This window comes from Nocardia sp. NPDC003963 (assembly GCF_053605105.1).
In genome coordinates this window covers 1-17,945 of the sequence record NZ_JBSGIP010000023.1, presented here as the reverse complement: position 1 = coordinate 17,945, position 17,945 = coordinate 1, and the positions used below count along the sequence as shown (strand labels likewise).

Sequence of the window (17,945 nt, the reverse complement as noted above, 5' to 3'; positions counted from 1 at the left end):
ATCACATCCGGAAGACGCCGTAGGAGACCGGCTCGAGCGGTGCCTGCGCGCACACCGAGAGAGCCAGTCCGAGCACAGTGCGGGTATCGGCGGGATCGATGACGCCGTCGTCCCACAGCCGGGCCGTCGAATAGTAGGGGTTCCCCTGCGCCTCGTATTGCCGGCGGATCGGTTCCTTGAACGCCTCCTGATCGGCCTCGCTCCACGGTTGGCCGTTGCCGTCGAGCTGATCACCGCGCACCGTCGCCAGCACCGATGCCGCCTGCTCACCGCCCATCACCGAGATCCGGGCATTGGGCCACATCCACAGGAACCGCGGCGAGTAGGCCCGGCCGCACATCGAATAGTTCCCGGCCCCGTAGGAGCCGCCGATCACGACGGTCAGTTTGGGCACCCGAGCACAGGCCACGGCGGTCACCATCTTCGCACCGTGTTTGGCGATACCGCCGGCCTCGTAATCACGGCCGACCATGAAACCGGTGATGTTCTGCAGGAAGAGCAGCGGGATCTCGCGCTTATCGCAGAGTTCGATGAAATGCGCGCCCTTCATGGCGGATTCGCTGAACAGCACGCCGTTGTTCGCGACGATTCCCACCGGGTGGCCGTGGATATGCGCGAAACCGGTGACCAGGGTGGTGCCGTATTCGGCTTTGAACTCGTCGAATCCGGCCGCGCCGGCGGCGTCGGCGTCGACGACGCGGGCGATCACCTCGCGCACGTCGTAGGGGGTGCGCAGATCGCCGGGCACGATGTCGTAGAGCTCGCCGGCGGGAGCGGCGGGCTCGCGCGCGGGCCGCACCTCCCAGGCCGGTTCCGGCCGCGGGCCCAGGGTGGCGACGATCCGGCGCACCGTGCGCAGGGCGTCGCGGTCGTCGTCGGCCAGATGATCGGTGACGCCGGAGGTGCGGGAATGCAGCGCGCCGCCGCCCAGCTCCTCGGCGGTCACCACCTCGCCGGTGGCCGCTTTCACCAGGGGTGGTCCGCCGAGGAAGATCGTGCCCTGGTCGCGCACGATGACCGCCTCGTCGCTCATGGCCGGGACATACGCACCGCCCGCGGTGCACGAACCCAGGACCGCGGCGATCTGGGCGATCCCACGGGCACTCATGGTGGCCTGGTTGTAGAAGATCCGGCCGAAATGTTCGCGATCGGGGAAGACGTCGTCCTGTTCGGGCAGGTAGGCGCCGCCGGAATCGACCAGGTACACACACGGCAGGTTGTTGTGCAGCGCCACTTCCTGGGCGCGCAGATGCTTCTTCACCGTGACGGGGTAGTAGGTGCCGCCCTTGACCGTGGCGTCGTTGGCGACGATCACGCATTCGCGTCCGGAGACCCGGCCGATACCGGTGATGATGCCGGCGCCGGGGCAGTCGCCCCCGTACATTCCGTCGGCGGCCAGCGGCGACAGTTCCAGGAACGGGCTGCCGGGGTCGAGCAGTTGGTCCACCCGCTCGCGCGGCAGTAGTTTGCCGCGGGCGATATGGCGCTGCCGGGCCTTCTCCGGGCCGCCCCGGGCCGTTTCGGCGAGCCGGTGGCGTAATTGATCGGCCAGGGCGAGATTCGCCGTCCGGTTATCGGCATCGGACCGGGTGGCGGGCGCTGGGCTCGCGGTGCGGGTCATCGCGTCGTCCTGACGTCTGAGTTAATCGCTGATAACTGGAATTGAGGTTAATCTTGACTAACCGAGTTGTCCAGAGCGGGTGGAAGGAGTGCGGGTGACCAGTGCCGAGTCTGCCACTCCGACCCGCCGTGAACAGCTGAAACAGCAGCGGCGCGGCCAGTTGCTCATCGCGGGGGCGCGGCTCATCGCCGAACGCGGATACCTCGGTATGCGCCTGGACGACCTGGGTGCCGCGGTCGGAATCAGCGGCCCGGCGGTATACCGGCACTTCCCCAACAAGGAGGCACTGCTGGTCGAATTGCTGGTGGGAATCAGCCGCCGGCTGCTCGACGGCGGTAGCACCGTCGCCGCGGCGGCGGCCGGGCCACCGGAGGCGCTGGCCGCCCTGGTGGAATTCCACCTCGACTTCGCGCTCGGCGAACCCGAGCTCATCCGCATCCAGGACCGCGACCTCGACAATGTGCCGCCACCCGCTCGCCGCGAGATCAGACGCACTCAGCGCCGCTATGTGGAGATCTGGGTCGGGGTGCTGTGTGAGATGACACCCGGCCTCACCGAGGAGACCGCCCGGGTACAGGCCCATGCGGTGTTCGGGCTGCTCAACTCGACCCCGCACAGCGCCGGCCCGGCCCAGAACCGCAGCCGCGCGGTGCTGCGCTCGATGGCTCTGGCCGCGCTCACGGGCCCCCCGCCGCAGTGAAACCGCGGTGCTGAAGGCCGAAATCGTAAGTGCGAGAAGATTTGTCCGATTGGCTGCCTGCTGACCAGTGGTCATAGAGTCACCGCATGACCGAGCAGCGGTCCAACCCGCACGACGCGTACTTCCGCAAAGTGATGTCCCGCCCCACCAACGCCGCGTCCGAGCTACGCGCCGCACTACCCGAGTCGCTCAGCACCCGCCTGGACTGGGCCGATCTACAGCTACAACCGGGCAGCTTCGTGCACTCCGATCTCCGCAACCGTTTCAGCGATCTGCTGTTCCGTACCCGCCTCGACGGCCATCCCGCCTACGTGTACCTGCTGATGGAGCATCAATCCAGCAGCGATCGATTCATGGCCTTCCGCATGCTCGAATACATGGTCGCCATCTGGCGCCAGCATCTCATCGACAACGCCGGAGTCAGAACCCTGCCCGTGGTGATCCCGGTGGTCGTGCACAACACCGCCGACGGGACGCGTTGGTCGCCGTCGCACCCCACCGAACTCGCTGACCTGCTCGACCTCGACCCGGCCGCCCGCGAGGTCCTCGGTCCCCATCTCCCGCGGCTACGATTCCTCCTCGACGATATCGCCGTGCTCGATCTCGCCGCCCTGCGCGAACGCGACCTCACCCCCGCGGCCAGGGTCCTCCTGGTCCTGCAGCGCATCGCACCGAGAAACGGGCGGCTGGGACACGATATGCTGGACTGGCTCGAAGACCTCCGCGCCCTCGATACCGGCCCGGACGCACTCGGCGACTATCGGACCGTCCTGACCTACATCATGACGGTCGGCGAAACCGTCGAAGCCGACCTGGCGGCGGTTTTCGAACGGCTCGGCCCGCGAGCGAAGGAGGCCATTGTGACCACAGCAGAGATCATCGAAGCACGTGGTGAGGCACGTGGTGAGGCACGCGGTGAGGCACGCGGTGAGGCACGCGGTCGTGTGGAGGCGCTGCTCGAGTTGTTGGCCGCGAAGTTCGGGCCGGTGCCCGAGGCGGTGGCCGATCGTATCCGCTCGGCCGACCCCGGCCGGGTCCGCGTCTGGACAGCCCGGGTGCTGACCGCCGGCACTCTCGACGAACTGTTCGCCTGAACCTGCGCGCCGCTACCCGGCCCGGTCTGCACGAGCTGATGCCCCACCGGTGACCAGCTGATCCGAGTACGCGCAACGGCACGGGTACCCGTATGCGAGCTGATCGGTCTTTCCGGCTACGCCTGCTGAATGCCTCGGGGCGGATACGGTCGGCGAAACCGTCGAAGCCGACCTGGCGGCGGTTTTCGAACGGCTCGGCCCGCGAGCGAAGGAGGCCATTGTGACCACAGCAGAGATCATCGAAGCACGTGGTGAGGCACGCGGTGAGGCACGCGGTGAGGCACGCGGTCGTGTGGAGGCGCTGCTCGAGTTGTTGGCCGCGAAGTTCGGGCCGGTGCCCGAAGCAATGGCCGCCCGTGTCCGCTCGGCCGATCCCGCCCGGGTCCGGGTCTGGACAGCCGGGGTGCTGACGGCTACCAGCCTCGACGAACTGTTCACCTGAACTCGAGTGTCGTGCGGCCGTGCCACCAGCTCGGCGGGCGAGAGACCGCTACCGATCGGTAGCGGTCCCGGCCCAGCCGTATGCGCTGATACCAGAGTGTCTACGCGGCGGCCTCGAATCGGAGGTGTACCTCGATATCGGTCGGTGCGCCGGTGTAGTGGAGGGTCCGCAGGCCCAGATCGGCGGCCGCTCGGCAATTGTCGGCCCGGTCGTCGACGAACAGGACGCGGGCGGGATCGTCCACGCCGGTGGCGGCGAGCGCACTGCGGTAGGTGCCGGGGTGGGGTTTGTTCATACCGAGCCGGGCCGAGTAGAGGGCGTCGGTCATCGCGGAGCGCCAGTCGGAGTCGTCGAGCGCGTCACTCACCGGATGGGGTGCGTTGGAGAGCAGTACCAGCGGGATCTCCGACCGCCGGAACCGGTGCAGCAGGGCGACAACACGGTCGTCGGTCCGGGTCCACATGGCCGTGTCCGTTGTCCGCAACCGGGTGAGTAGTCCCGGGTCCGGACGCCGGCCGAGGACAGTGGTCCAGAACTCAGCGTCGTCGAAATCGCCGGAATCGTAGGGTTCGCGAGCGCTCCAGAAGACACTCTGGAAGTGTTCGAGCCGATCCGCGGGCCAACCGGCGAGTTCGGCGAGCCCGCGCCAGGCGAGCGCGGTCGGCTGTAGTCCGATGACGCCGTTGTAGTCGAAGATGACCGCGGCCGGCGACGGGGTCCGGGGTGCGAGTGTGGCTACCATTTGTTCTCCAGGGCTCGAGGGGCCAGTACGGCTACGCCTGCGGCGAGCAGGGCGGGTAGGACGAGGGCGACGGGCAGGGATGTGATCGCGGCCAGGGCGCCGATGAGCGCCGGTCCCGCGAGGAGGCCCAGGTAGCCGGTCACGGTCACGGTGGCGATGCCGCGCGGACCACCGGCTCCGGCGGCGCTGATCAGTGCAGGGATCGTGACGGACAGGCCGAGACCGAAGGCGGCCCAACCGGCGAGTGCGAACGGCACATCGGCGACCGCCAGGCCCGTGACGAGTCCGATCGAGGATACGATCGCGCCCGCCCGAACCACTGTCGCCGCACCGAAATACGCGATGAGCCGATCGCCGGCGAGACGCCCGGCGGCCATGGCCGCGCTGTATCCGGCGTACGCGGCCGCGCCGGTCGCGGCGGATGCGTGCAGCACGGTGAGATGGACTGCCGACCAGTCCGCGGCGGTACCTTCGCCCAGCAGGCATCCGGCGGCCAGCAAGCCCAGCAACCACAGCCGGCCCCGGGACAGTTCCGGCCGGGGTTCCCGCGCAGTCGTTTCCACCGGATCGGGGATCATCGCCGGTGATCCGATACAGCGCGTGGCCGGTGCCACCGCGACTGCGGCCACGATGACCGCGGCCGCGGTGACGCCGAAAACGTAGGTGTGTGAACAATGCGCGGCGAGTACGGCGAGTACCGCCCCGCCCAGTGCGCCGAGACTGTAGGCCGCGTGCAGGCCGGACATGATCGGGCGACCGTAAGCCTGCTGGCACCGGACCGCCGCGACATTCACGCCGACATCCAGCACACCGTGCGCTGCCCCGAAAAGTAATGCCGCGGTAGCGAGTACGATCGCGGATCGGCTGGTACCCAGCAGGGCGAGACTCGCGGCGAGGCAGATCGCGCCGCCGCTCAGCAGATGGGGGAGCCGGGTGGGCTCGGCGAGCAGACCGCCCGCGCGGAGGCCGGCGACCATGCCGACCGCGGATGCGAGCAGGACCGCGGCCAGCCCCGCGGTATCGAGCCCGGCGGCCTCCTGGACCGCCGGGATGCGGGTGCCCCAGACGGCCATCACCACACCGAGTGCGGCGAAGTATCCCGTCAGCAACCCGCGGCTGCGCGCGACGACGCCGGATATCTGTTCTCGGTTTTCCGAAACCGGTGGCGCGCTCGTATATGTCATGAGAACTCCATGAGAAATATCGCCGAATTCATCGGTCGGAAAAGACCGTGAATTCGGCTGCGGAGTATGCGAATTCCAGCCTCTTTCCACGACGAAAGAGACGGATGAACCGTGGATCAGCAGAATGTTCCGCGGGTACGAAGTCGAATGTATTGCGACGCTGCACGAACAAGCCGAAACATAGCAGTGGAAATGGTCGGCTACCACCCGGGGCGGGGCTCGGTGACCTGCTCCACAGCGCGCGGTCCGAAGCTCTCACCGGGGGCGGTACCGGAACCACGCACCGGTACCGTGTCGAGCGCCGAACCTATGCCCGGCCAGTCGGATCCGGTACCCGCCCACCTGACCGCCGGTGGTCCCGACCGCCCGTTGTCGATCCGATTGTGGCGAGGGCGCCCGAGAACGGAACCCGCGATCATCCCGACGGGTATTCCATTTCTCTTGTCAGGATATCGACCTTCTGTGCGGCCGGCCGATTCTCAGTTCCCCGCCGGTGCCCGAGCGGTGCGAGCCGCATCGGCCCGATCGAGATCGGTCAGGTCGAATCCCTTGGTCTCGCGGGCGACGAGCACCGCCACCGCGGTCACCGCGGTCGCCGCGGCGAGATACAGCGCGATGGGTACGGAGGAATCGAAGACCTCCAGTAGTTTCACCGCGATCACCGGCGCCAGTGATCCGGCGACGATCGAGGTCACCTGATAGCCCAGCGATACCCCGGAATAGCGCATCCGGGTCGGGAACATCTCCGCCATGATGGCCGGTTGCGGGGCGTACATACCCGCGTGCGCGATCAGGCCGAGCATGATCGCCGCGGTGATCACCCATCCGTTGCCGGTATCCATCATCGGGAAGGCGAAGAACCCCCACGCCCCGGCCGCGACGGTTCCGGCCAGGTACACCGGGCGCCGCCCGATCCGGTCGGCCAGCGCACCGGCGGCCGGGATCGCCGCGAAATGCACGGCGTGCGCGGCCAGCAGCCACCACAGGATGTCGTCGGTGGCCAGACCCTCACGCACCTTCAGATAGGTGATGGTGAACGTGACGACCAGGTAGTACATGATGTTCTCGCCGAACCGCAGGCCCATCGCGGTGAACACACCGCGCGGATACCGCTTCAGTACCTCCACGGCGCTGAACGACGAGGACCGTACCCGTTCGGCCTCCTGCCGAGCGGCGGTGAAGATCGGGGCGTCGCTCACCTTGGTGCGCACGTAGTAGCCGATCAGCACGACCACGGCCGAGAGCCAGAACGCGATCCGCCACCCCCACGACAGGAACGCGTCGTCGGACAGTGTCGCGGTCAGCGCCAGGAGGACCAGGGTGGCCAGCAGGTTTCCGCCCGGGACCCCGGACTGCGGCCAGCTCGCCCAGAAACCGCGGCTGCGGTCGGGGCTGTGCTCGGCCACCAGCAGGACCGCGCCACCCCATTCGCCGCCGACCGCGAAACCCTGCAGGAAGCGGAGCAGCACCAGCAGTACCGGGGCCAGGTAACCGATCTGCCCGTAGGTGGGCAGGCAGCCCATCAGGAAGGTCGACACACCCACCAGGATCAGGCTGAACTGCAGTAGCCGTTTGCGACCGTAGCGGTCGCCGAAATGCCCGAAGACGATCCCGCCGAGCGGCCGGGCGGCGAAACCCACGGCATAGGTGAGGAATGCCTTCAGGATCGCGTCGAGCTCGCTGTCGGAAGCCGGAAAGAAGATCTTGCTGAACACCAGCGTCGCGGCCGTGCCGTAGAGGAAGAACTCGTACCACTCGACCACGGTCCCCGCCATGGACGCGGCGACCACCCGGCGCAGCCCGGACCGATCGGGAGGAGGGGTCCCACCGGTCTTTTCCGACCCGTCCACCACACTCATCGCCGACTCCTCACACGCGGTGGCCCCCGATGACGGGCGCCACACGGAGTATCACCCGCGAGCGGTCGCGATTTCGGCGGTTTCGCGGGGACGGCCGGGGCCTTGCCCGGTCAGTGGGAGTCGTTCGTCCGCGGCGGCCCGCCGGGGCCGGGCAGCGTTGTCCACCGATGACGATCCCGACGCGATTCCCGCGTGGGCGGCCGCACCCGGCGATCCCGCCGAATGCGGCCCGCTATCCGCGACCGGGCCCTTCTCACCGGGCGAGTTGCAGCGCGAGGGTGGCGACGATCGGAACCAGATAGATCAGTGGGAACACCGCCGTCTTGTACGAGCGGGCCCGCAGGGCCGTCGCGGTCGCGCCGAGGAAATAGAGGATCAGTCCGATGGCGGCGGCCACGCCGAGCGCCGGAAGGACGAAGCCGGCGAGCAATCCCAGCGCTCCGGCGGTCTTGGCCAGGGCCAGCCAGTTCCACCACGACCGCGGCACACCGTACTGCTCGAGCGGTTCGACGACGAACTGCTGTTTCGTGAACAGCGCGTAACCCGAGAACCCGACCCACAGTGCGGTCAGGACCGCGACGATGTAATAGGCGACGTCCATGGCGAACCTCTATCTCTTCGGCCGGTGTGTTCCGGCGGATACACGATCGACGAGATAGCCCGCCCGGGTGTGACATCCCCGCCGCGAAACCCGCGGACGGCCGGTAGGCTGGCGGCCACCGAGCCCTTCCGCCATTGCGAGCCCACACGACCTGCCCGGCCGTCCCCGGTTGTCGTCTTCGCCGGATGATCCACCGCGGCGACCGGGGTTGATAGGGCCCCGACACGCGGCGCCGAAGGCGCCGCCGATAGATACAGCCCTAGGCTTGACGCTCATGGCCTCACTTTCCGATCCCAAGGTGCGTGAATTCCTCAGTTACGGAACCCGGACCGCGAAGGTCGCGTATACCGCGGCCGATGGGCGCCCACTGGTCACCCCGGTGTGGTTCCTGCTGGACGGCGACGAGATCGTGTTCAACACCGGCAAACAGACTGCGAAGGGGAGAGCATTGCAGCGTGACCCCCGGATCGCGATCGTGGTGGATCTGGAGGAGCCGCCGTTCGCCGCGGTGCAGATCCAGGGCACGGTCACCTTCTCCGAGGATCCGGCCGACCTGCTGCGTTCGGCGACCGCGATCGGCGGCCGCTATATGGGTACGGCCCGTGCCGACGAGTTCGGCCGTCGTAACGGAGTCCCCGGCGAACTGCTGGTGCGGGTACAGCCGACCAAGGTCATCGCCTTCTTCGACGCCGTCGGCTGATTCCGGCCCGGCCACGGCCGCTGCCTACACTCGACCCATGACGGTGCACTTCATCGGGGCCGGTCCCGGCGCCGCGGATCTGCTGACGGTGCGCGCGGTGGAGCTGCTGCGCCGGTGTTCGGTATGCCTGTATCCGGGGACCTATCTGGATCCCGAGGTGCTCGGCCACTGCGCACCGGCCACGGAACTCATCGACACCCAGCGGCTCGACCTGGACGAGATCACGGCCCATATGGTCCGCGCGACGGCGGCGGGCCGTGCGGTGGCGCGTCTGTGTTCGGGCGATCCGTCCCTCTATTCCGCTCTCACCGAGCAGACACGCAGACTCGACGCCGCCGGCGTGTCCTGGGATATCACCCCGGGCGTTCCCGCGTACGCCGCCGCCGCGGCGCTGCTGGGAGCCGAGTTGACCGTTCCCGAGGTCGTGCAGTCGGTGGTGCTGACCCGTACGCGGGCCCGGTCGACCGCGATGCCGGCGACCGAGGCGCTGCCGGAGTTCGCGCGGACACGCGCCACGCTGGTGTTGCATCTGGCGATCACCCGTATCCGGGAGCTGGCGCGGGAGCTCGTCGCGGATTACGGGCCGGGGTGCCCGGTGGCGGTGGTCTATCGCGCGAGCCAACCGGACCAGCTTGTGCTGCGCGGCACACTGGCCGATATCGCGGATCGGGTCGCGGCGGCGGGGCTGTCCCGGGCGGCGGTCGTGCTGGTCGGACGGGCCCTGGACCCCGGTGCCGATTGTGTGCAATCGCACCTTTACGACCCGGGCCGGGACCGCAGCCACCTGAGCGGATAGGCGCGGGGCGGTCGGGCGCGCGGGGTGTATCCGGAAACCGCCCGGTGACCGCTGGGCCCCTCGCCGAACCCGGTTGGTGACACGGCCGTGCTTCGGTAGATTGGATCGGTGGTCAGGAGTCGACGCCCGGGTGCGATGGCGCGGTGGCACGGGGCACCGGGCGTGCCGGGTGGTACGGGGCACCCGATGTAACGGTCCTGGCTTCACAAACGGATAACTCCGATGGACATTTCTGCCTGAGCAAACGAGAAGTGGGCCTGGGACCGCGGATGCCGAGCTGTCGGCGGTGCGCGTCGCAATCCGGGTGGTGACGGGAAGCGCACGCGTGCGTTCCGGAAGCGAGGTTACGGTTGGACCGGCTGGACAACGGCGGGAACGGTACGGACAGTGGCGCAGCAGCCACGGACGGGAGTCTGTTCCCCCTGTCGCCCGCGCAGCTGGGCATCTGGTACGCGCAGCATATGGACCCGCAGGTCCCGGTCAACATCGCGCAATACGTCGAACTGCGTGGTGAGCTCGATCTCGACCTGCTGAGCCGGGCCGTCCGGGACACCGCCCACGAGGTCGGTTCCCCCCTGCTACGGATCGTCGAACGCGACGGGGAACCGCTGCAGTGGGTCGATCACTCGATCGACGAGCGGGTCGGCTATGTCGATCTGCGCGACGCCGACGATCCGGCCGCGGCCGCCCGTGCGTGGATGCGTGCCGAGTACAGCCGGCCCCTGGAGCTGACCGAGGATCGGCTGTTCGCGACCTTCGCACTGCAGCTGGCCGACGACCGGTGGTACTGGTTCACCCGCGTCCACCACATCACCTTCGACGGTTTCAGCGCGATGAGCTCGGTGAACCGGGTCGCCGAGCTGTACACGGCATACCGGACGGGCGGCGAAGCGCCGCGTTCCCGGGCCGCGAGCCTGCGCACCCTCTACGACCAGGAGATCGCCTACCGCGACAGCGCCCGGTTCGAATCCGATAGGGAGTACTGGGCCGAACGGGTCACCGGGCTGGAGGAGGGCAACAGCCTGGTCGGCCGGACGGCCGGGCCCTCGCCGTGGAACGGTGTCCAGCAGGCGGCGCTGACCGATGCGCGGAGCGCGCTGCTCGAAGCGAGCGTGGCCCGGCGCGAGTCCACCCCGGCGCAGGAACTGCTGGCGGGATTCGCCGCGTACCTGGCGCAGTGGAACGGTGCCGCCGAGGTGATCCTGAGCCTGCCGGTGACCGGTCGTGTCACGGCGGCCATGCGCCGTTCCGGTGGCGCACTGTCGAATATCGTGCCGCTGCGGTTGCGGATCGACCCCGATACGACGGTGGGCGAACTGCTGCACCGGGTTCAGCTGGAGGTGGCCGGGGCACTGCGCCACCAGCGCTACCGCAGTGAGGACATCCGCCGCGATGTCGGCTCGAATGCCACCTCTTTCGGCCCGGCGGTCAATGTCATGCTGTTCGAGGACGAGATCGTTCTCGGCGATGTGGTGGGCACCCTGCAGGTGCTGACCACCGGCAGCATCACCGATCTGAGTGTCAATTTCTATCAGTCGATGCGCGGTACCCGGCTGCACATCGATTTCGAGACCAACCCGAATGTCTATTCCGCTGCCGAGGCCGAACGGCACCACACGCGTTTCCTCGAATTCTTCGACGGTTTCCTCGCCGCCGACGCGGCGACCGCGGTCTGGGATCTCGAACTCACCACCGCCACCGAACGTGATCTGACGACGGTCGAATACAACCGCCGGACGCTGGCGGTTTCGGCCGCCACCCTGCCCGAACTGCTCGACGAACAGGCAGTGGACCCGGCGAGCGTCGCCCTCGTCTCCGAAGACCTGACCCTGACCCGCGCCCAATTCGATGCGCGGGTCGATCGGCTCGCGCGCTATCTGATCGCCACCGGGGTCGGGCCGGAATCGCCGGTCGCCGTCGCGATGCCGCGGTCGGTCGAACAGATCGTGGCCGTCCACGCGGTCGTGCGGGCCGGTGGCGCGTACGTGCCGATCGATCCGGACCATCCGGCCGACCGGATCGAATATCTGCTGCACAGCGCCGTCCCGGAATGCGTCCTCACCCGGTCCGGCGACGAGATGACGCTTCCGGCGGATACGCGGCGGGTCGATATCGATACCCTCGACCTCGCCGATTTCCCGGATACACCGATCACCGACGCCGATCGGTTGCGGCCGCTGCGGCCGGAGAACCCCGCCTACATCCTCTTCACGTCGGGTTCCACCGGACGCCCCAAGGGGGTCGCGGTACCGCACGCCGCGATCGTCAACACCCTGGTGTGGACCCGCGAACAGTACGGCCTGACCGCCGCGGACAGCCTGCTGCAGAAGACCGCGGTGACCTTCGACGCGTCGGTCTGGGAACTCTTCCTGCCGTTCCAGCTGGGTGCGCGGATGGTGCTGGCGAAGCCGGACGGCCATCTCGACCCGGAATACATGGTGCGCACCATCATCGCCGAGCGGGTGACGATCGCGCAGTTCGTGCCCTCGGTACTGGCCTTGATCGCCGCCGACCCGCACTTCGCCGAATGTGTCTCACTGCGGCATGTTTTCGTCGGTGGTGAGGCGCTGACGGCCGATCTGGGCAACCGGGTCCGGGAACTGTCGGGTGCGCGGGTCCACAATGTGTACGGGCCCACCGAAGCCGCCGTGGACAGCACGTTCCACGAGGTGACCGACGCGGATGCGGATTCGGTGCCGATCGGTCTTCCGGTGCCGAACGTGCGGGCGTACGCGCTCGATTCGCGCTTGCGGCCGGTACCGGTCGGGGCGACCGGAGAGCTGTATCTGGCGGGCCCGCAGTTGGCGCGCGGGTACGCGGGCCGTCGCGGGTTGTCGGCCGAACGGTTCGTCGCCGACCCCTTCGTACCGGGCACGCGGATGTACCGCACCGGCGATCTCGTCGTCTGGCGGCAGAACGGCGAACTGGAGTACCGCGGCCGCGCCGACTTCCAGGTGAAGATCCGCGGTATGCGTATCGAACTCGGCGAGATCGAGGCCGAGCTGGTCGCGCATCCCGCCGTGGACCAGAGCGTGGCGCTGGTGGCCGAGACGGTGACCGGCCCGCAGCTGGTCGCCTACGTGGTCGCGCTGCCCGGCCGGACGGTCGAACCCGCGGAGCTCACCCGCTTCCTCGGGGCGAAACTGCCCGCGTACATGGTGCCCGCGGCGATCACGGTGCTGGCCGAGTTCCCGCTGAACACCAGTGGCAAGCTCGACCGCCGGGCACTGCCCGAGCCGGTGTTCGCCGCCGCGGACGAGGATTTCCGGGCACCGCGCAGCCAAGCCGAACAACTCGTGGCCGGGATCTTCGGCGAAGTGCTGGCCCACGAGCGGGTCGGCGCCGACGACAGCTTCTTCGACCTGGGCGGTAACTCGCTGATCGCCACCCAGGTGATGGCTCGGATCAATGCCGCCTTCGGCGTCCGGATCGGCGTCCGGATGCTGTTCGAGACGCCCACTGCCGCCGGTATCGCGGCTCGGTTGGAAGCCGCCGAATTCGCTGCGGTGGAACGGCTTCCGCTCGTGGCCCAGCCGCTGCCGGACCGGGTGCCGCTGGCGCTCGCGCAGCAGCGGATGTGGTTCATCAACCTGTTCGATCCGACCATCCCGGCCTACAACGTGCCCTTCGTGATCCGGATGAAGGGCCAGGTCGATCTGGCGGCGCTACAGGCCGCCGTGCGCGATGTGATGACGCGTCAGCAGTCGCTGCGGACGATCTACCCCGAATCGGAAGACGGCGGCTACCAGTTGGTGCTGCCGATGGACGAGCTCGAGACCGATGTCGAGGTCGAGCCGATCGACGCGGCGCGGCTGACCACCGAGCTGACCGAATTCGCCGCCGTCGGTTTCGATGTCACCCGGGAGCTGCCGTTCCGCTGGCGGATCTACGAGGTGACCGGTAGCCGCACCAACGGCACCGCGGAGTACGCCGTCGCGTTCGTGCTGCACCATATCTCCGCGGACGGATGGTCGATGGGTCCGTTGTCGCGCGATGTCGCGGCCACGTATCTGGCGCGGGCCGCGGGCGCGGAGCCGCAACTGCCGCCGCTGCCGGTGCAGTACCTGGACTACAGCATCTGGCAGCGCCGGATGCTCGGTTCGGAATCGGACCCGGATTCCGTTGCCGCACGCCAGATCGCCTATCACACCGAACAGCTGGAAGGCCTGCCCGAACAGCTGGAACTGCCCACCGACCGGCCGCGTCCGGCGGTGCAGAGCTTCCGCGGCAGCCGGGTCTCGGTCGATATCGACGCCGCGACGCACGGCCGGCTCGACGCCCTGGCCCGGCAGCAGGGCGCCACCCTGTTCATGCTGTTGCACGCCTCGCTGGCGGTGCTGCTCTCCCGGCTCTCGGGCGCCACCGATATCGGGGTCGGTACCCCGGTCGGTGGTCGTGGTGAGGCCGCGCTCGACGATCTGATCGGCATGTTCGTCAACACCCTGGTGTTGCGTTCGGAGATCGACGGCGCGCAGACCTTCACCGAACTGCTCGCCGAAACCCGCAAACGGGATCTGGCGGCGTTCTCGAACGCGGATGTGCCGTTCGAGCGGATCGCCGAGATCGTCAGCCCGGCCCGCTCTCAGGCCGCGCATCCGCTGGTCCAGGTGATGCTCTCGTTCCAGGAGCTCTCGCACGCCGCCCTGGAGATTCCCGGGCTGTCGATCAGCGCGGACGAGATCGAACTCGATATCGCCAAATTCGATCTGGTCTGGACGATCACCGAGCAGCGCGGTACCCGTGGCGAACCCACGGGTATGGGGCTCGTGCTCTCCTACGCCACCGATCTGTTCGACGAATCCACGGTGCAGTCGTTCGTGACCCGCTGGCAGCGGCTGCTCGATGTCATCGTCGACGATCCGCAGGCCCGTGTCGGGACGATCGAACTCCTCGACTCCGCCGAGCGCGCCGAACTGACCACCCGTAGCGGCGGCCCGGCCGAAACGCCGGATACCCTGGCTGGCCTGCTGAGCGCCGCGGCCCGGGTCGATCCCGCCGGGACCGCGGTGATCGCCGACGACGAGGCCTACACCTACGCGGAACTGGATACCGCGTCGAACCAGCTCGCCCGGGTCCTCATCGAGCGGGGCGCGGGCCCGGAAGTCTCCATCGCTCTGGCGCTGGGCCGTTCGTGGCGTTATCAGCTCGTCCTGTGGGCCATCGCCAAATCCGGCGCCGTGCTGGTGCCGGTCGATCCGGCCTATCCGGCCGACCGGATCATTCATATGGTCACCGATTCCGGTGCGGCACTCGGTATCACCGAGGCCGAGGAACTCCCGGATCTGCCGGAGCTGGCCGGCGGCTGGATCGACCTGGACGATCCGGAGTTCGCCGCCGAGATCATGGCCAGTTCGGCCGAGCCGGTCACCGACGCCGATCGGCGCGCACCACTGCGCACCTCGAATACCGCGTACATGATCTACACCTCGGGATCGACCGGCCGGCCCAAGGGCGTGGCGGTCACCCACGCGGGGTTGTGCAACTTCAGCACCGAGCAGGTGCAGCGGTTCGGGCTGGATTCCTCGACCCGGGCTCTGGCGTTCGCCTCGCCGTCGTTCGACGCCTCGGTGCTGGAACTCCTGCTGGCCGTCGGTGCGGGCGGCACGCTGGTCATCGTGCCGCAGATGATGTTCGGCGGCGCCGAACTGGCCGATCTGATCGAGACCACCGGGGTGACCCATGCCTTCTTGACCCCGTCGGTGCTGGCCTCGCTCGATCTCGAGGCGATGTCCGAAGTGCGGGTCGTCGTCACCGGTGGCGAGGCGGTCTCACCGGAACTCGCCGCGCGCTGGGCGGCGACACCGGATCGCCGTCTGTTCAACGCCTACGGCCCGACCGAGGCCACTGTCGCCACCAATATCAGCGACCGGCTCCGCCCGGGTGATCCGGTCACCATCGGTGGCCCGGTCCGGGGTATGCGGGCGCTGGTGCTCGACGGCCGGCTGAATCCGGTGCCCGAGGGTGTCACCGGCGAACTCTACGTCGGTGGTATCCAGCTGGCCCGCGGCTACCACGCCCGGCCGGCGCTCACCGCCGGCCGGTTCGTCGCCGATCCCTACGGGGCGCCGGGCGATCGCCTGTACCGCACCGGTGACGTCGTGCGCTGGCGCCGCGACGACACCGGCGCGCTGGTCGTGGAGTATGTGGGCCGTAACGACTTCCAGGTCAAGATCCGCGGTTTCCGTATCGAACTCGGTGAAATCGATTCCGCGCTGGCCGCGCACCGTACCGTCGACTTCGCGGTCACCATCGGGCACGAGAACGTCTCCGGCGCGATATCGCTGGTGTCCTATGTCGTCGCGGCACCCGGGGATTCGGTCGATATCGCGGCGTTGACCGCGCATGTCCAGGAACGGCTGCCCGCCTATATGGTGCCGTCCTCGATCATGGTGCTCGACGAGATCCCGCTGACCCCGGCCGGGAAGCTCGATCGCCGGGCGCTGCCCGTACCGCAGTTCCAGTCGCATACCTTCCGGGCCCCCGCCACTCCCATCGAGGAGATCGTGTCCCGGATCTTCGCCGATGTACTCGGCGTGGAGCGAGTCGGTATCGACGACGATTTCTTCGAACTCGGCGGTAACTCGCTGATCGCCACCCAGGTGGCCGCTCGGCTGGGTGCCGCGCTCGATACCCGGGTCCCGGTCCGCACGCTGTTCGAGGCCTCGACCGTGATGGCGCTGGCCACCCGGGTCGAATCGCATGTCGGTGAGGGCGCGCGCCAGGCGCTGGTCGCGCGCGGCCGGCAGGAGGAGATCCCGCTGTCGCTGGCGCAGCAGCGGATGTGGTTCCTCAACCGGTACGACACGGAATCGGCGGTCAACAACATCCCGATCGCCATCCGGATGTCCGGTGAGCTGGATGTGGCGGCCCTGCAGGTCGCCTTCATCGATGTGATCGACCGGCACGAATCCCTGCGGACGGTTTTCCCCGATACGGGTCGCGCACCCGTACAGGTGATTCTGGACGCGGCCCAGGTGGTTCCGGATCTGACACCGTTCCGGATCCGTGAGGACAAGCTCGTCGATCATCTGATCGATCTCGCGACCATGGCCTTCGACGTCACCGCCGAGGTCCCGCTGCACGCGCGCCTCTTCGAGATCAGCGACACCGAATACGTCCTCGGTATGGTCGTGCACCACATCTCCGCCGACGGCTGGTCGATGGGCCCGCTCGCCCGGGATGTGATGGCCGCCTACGCGGCGCGTATCAGCTGGGAGCCCCCGGCCTGGGTGAACCTGCCGGTGCAATACGCCGACTACGCGCTGTGGCAGCGCGAGGTGCTGGGTTCGGAGGACGATCCGGATTCGCTGATCTCCGGTCAGGTCCGGTACTGGCAACGGGAACTGGCCGGTTTGCCCGACGAGTTGGTGCTGCCCGCGGACCGCCCGCGTCCACAGGTGTCCTCCTTCGAGGGCGGTATCCATTCGTTCGTGATCAGCCCGGAGATCCAGCGCCGGATCGTGGAACTGGGCCGGCGGCACAATGCGTCACCGTTCATGGTCGTGCACAGTGCGCTGGCCGTACTGCTGGCGCGGACTACCGGGGAATCCGATATCGCTGTCGGTACGCCGGTGGCCGGCCGCGGTGATGCCGCGCTGGAGAATCTGGTCGGCATGTTCGTCAACACCCTGGTGTTGCGGACCCGGATCCGCGGCGAGATGACCTTCGCCGAATTGCTGGCAGAGGTCCGCAATACCGATCTGCAGGCGTTCGCGCACGCCGACGTACCGTTCGAACGTCTGGTGGAGGTGCTGAACCCGGCGCGTTCGCAGGCGCGGCACCCGATCTTCCAGGTCGCACTGTCGTTCGAGAACCTGCCCGACCGGCATTTCGAATTGCCGGAACTGCGGGTCGCGCCGGTCGATTTCGAGACCGGCCTGGAGAAGTTCGATCTCTCGCTCAATTTCCGCGGTATGGGCGAGGATACGGACGCCGGGATGCTCGGCGAACTCTCCTATTCCCGGGATCTGTTCGATCACGCCACTGTGGCGGGCCTCGCGGATCGGTTCGCGCGGTTGCTGCGGGAGGTCGTCGAAGCGCCGGAGACGGTGGTCGGGGATCTCGAAATGCTCGCCCCGGCCGAACGCAAACGCGTACTGACGCAGTGGAACGCGACCGAGCACGAAGTGCCCGGTGGTCTGCTGTTGGACGGCTTCAATGCTGCTGCCGCGGCGCATCCGGATCGGGTGGCGATTTCGTTCGAGGG

11 protein-coding genes are annotated in these 17,945 nt (G+C 68.2%); 6 read left to right on the top strand and 5 right to left on the bottom strand.

The annotated features are described in order from the left end of the window. Position 1 precedes the first annotated feature (1 nt). Positions 2-1,621 (bottom strand): carboxyl transferase domain-containing protein, encoded by a 1,620-nt coding sequence (locus tag ACWEWT_RS26485; RefSeq protein WP_452562905.1) that lies wholly within the window; start codon positions 1,619-1,621, stop codon positions 2-4. A gap of 94 nt (positions 1,622-1,715) precedes the next feature. Between ACWEWT_RS26485 and ACWEWT_RS26480 the strand changes: the two genes are divergently transcribed. The 3 genes from ACWEWT_RS26480 to ACWEWT_RS26470 all read left to right on the top strand — a co-directional run bounded on the left by ACWEWT_RS26480 (position 1,716) and on the right by ACWEWT_RS26470 (position 3,857). Further along, on the top strand, positions 1,716-2,321 hold the full coding sequence (locus ACWEWT_RS26480; protein ID WP_452562903.1) for an SACE_7040 family transcriptional regulator: 606 nt from the start codon (positions 1,716-1,718) through the stop codon (positions 2,319-2,321). Positions 2,322-2,407: 86 nt separating this feature from the next. Next, complete coding sequence (locus ACWEWT_RS26475) at positions 2,408-3,415, top strand: Rpn family recombination-promoting nuclease/putative transposase (protein WP_452562901.1); 1,008 nt, start codon at positions 2,408-2,410, stop codon at positions 3,413-3,415. A gap of 220 nt (positions 3,416-3,635) precedes the next feature. Then, positions 3,636-3,857: a hypothetical protein gene (locus tag ACWEWT_RS26470; RefSeq protein ID WP_452562899.1), complete on the top strand. Its 222-nt coding sequence runs from the start codon at positions 3,636-3,638 to the stop codon at positions 3,855-3,857. A 100-nt stretch (positions 3,858-3,957) separates the two neighbouring features. On the opposite strand, the gene ACWEWT_RS26465 is transcribed toward ACWEWT_RS26470, so the two are convergent. The 4 genes from ACWEWT_RS26465 to ACWEWT_RS26450 all read right to left on the bottom strand — a co-directional run bounded on the left by ACWEWT_RS26465 (position 3,958) and on the right by ACWEWT_RS26450 (position 8,243). Next, positions 3,958-4,599: an HAD family hydrolase gene (locus ACWEWT_RS26465; RefSeq protein ID WP_452562898.1), complete on the bottom strand. Its 642-nt coding sequence runs from the start codon at positions 4,597-4,599 to the stop codon at positions 3,958-3,960. Beyond that, entirely contained in the window at positions 4,593-5,783 is a 1,191-nt protein-coding gene (locus ACWEWT_RS26460; protein WP_452562896.1) for an MFS transporter, read from the bottom strand. The genes ACWEWT_RS26465 and ACWEWT_RS26460 overlap by 7 nt, the downstream gene beginning before the upstream one ends. Before the next feature lie 479 nt (positions 5,784-6,262). Then, the gene (locus tag ACWEWT_RS26455; RefSeq protein ID WP_452562894.1) at positions 6,263-7,642 is read right to left on the bottom strand and encodes an MFS transporter; all 1,380 of its coding nucleotides are present in this window, start codon (positions 7,640-7,642) and stop codon (positions 6,263-6,265) included. A 253-nt stretch (positions 7,643-7,895) separates the two neighbouring features. Then, the gene (locus ACWEWT_RS26450; protein ID WP_452562892.1) at positions 7,896-8,243 is read right to left on the bottom strand and encodes a DoxX family protein; all 348 of its coding nucleotides are present in this window, start codon (positions 8,241-8,243) and stop codon (positions 7,896-7,898) included. A gap of 274 nt (positions 8,244-8,517) precedes the next feature. Between ACWEWT_RS26450 and ACWEWT_RS26445 the strand changes: the two genes are divergently transcribed. From ACWEWT_RS26445 to ACWEWT_RS26435, 3 genes are all read left to right on the top strand, one after another. Then, positions 8,518-8,943 (top strand): PPOX class F420-dependent oxidoreductase, encoded by a 426-nt coding sequence (locus tag ACWEWT_RS26445; protein ID WP_452562891.1) that lies wholly within the window; start codon positions 8,518-8,520, stop codon positions 8,941-8,943. Positions 8,944-8,980: 37 nt separating this feature from the next. Next, complete coding sequence (cobM, locus tag ACWEWT_RS26440) at positions 8,981-9,739, top strand: precorrin-4 C(11)-methyltransferase (protein WP_452562890.1); 759 nt, start codon at positions 8,981-8,983, stop codon at positions 9,737-9,739. 350 nt (positions 9,740-10,089) lie between these two features. Beyond that, on the top strand, positions 10,090-17,945 hold a 7,856-nt coding region (locus ACWEWT_RS26435; protein WP_452562889.1), incomplete at its 3' end, for an amino acid adenylation domain-containing protein.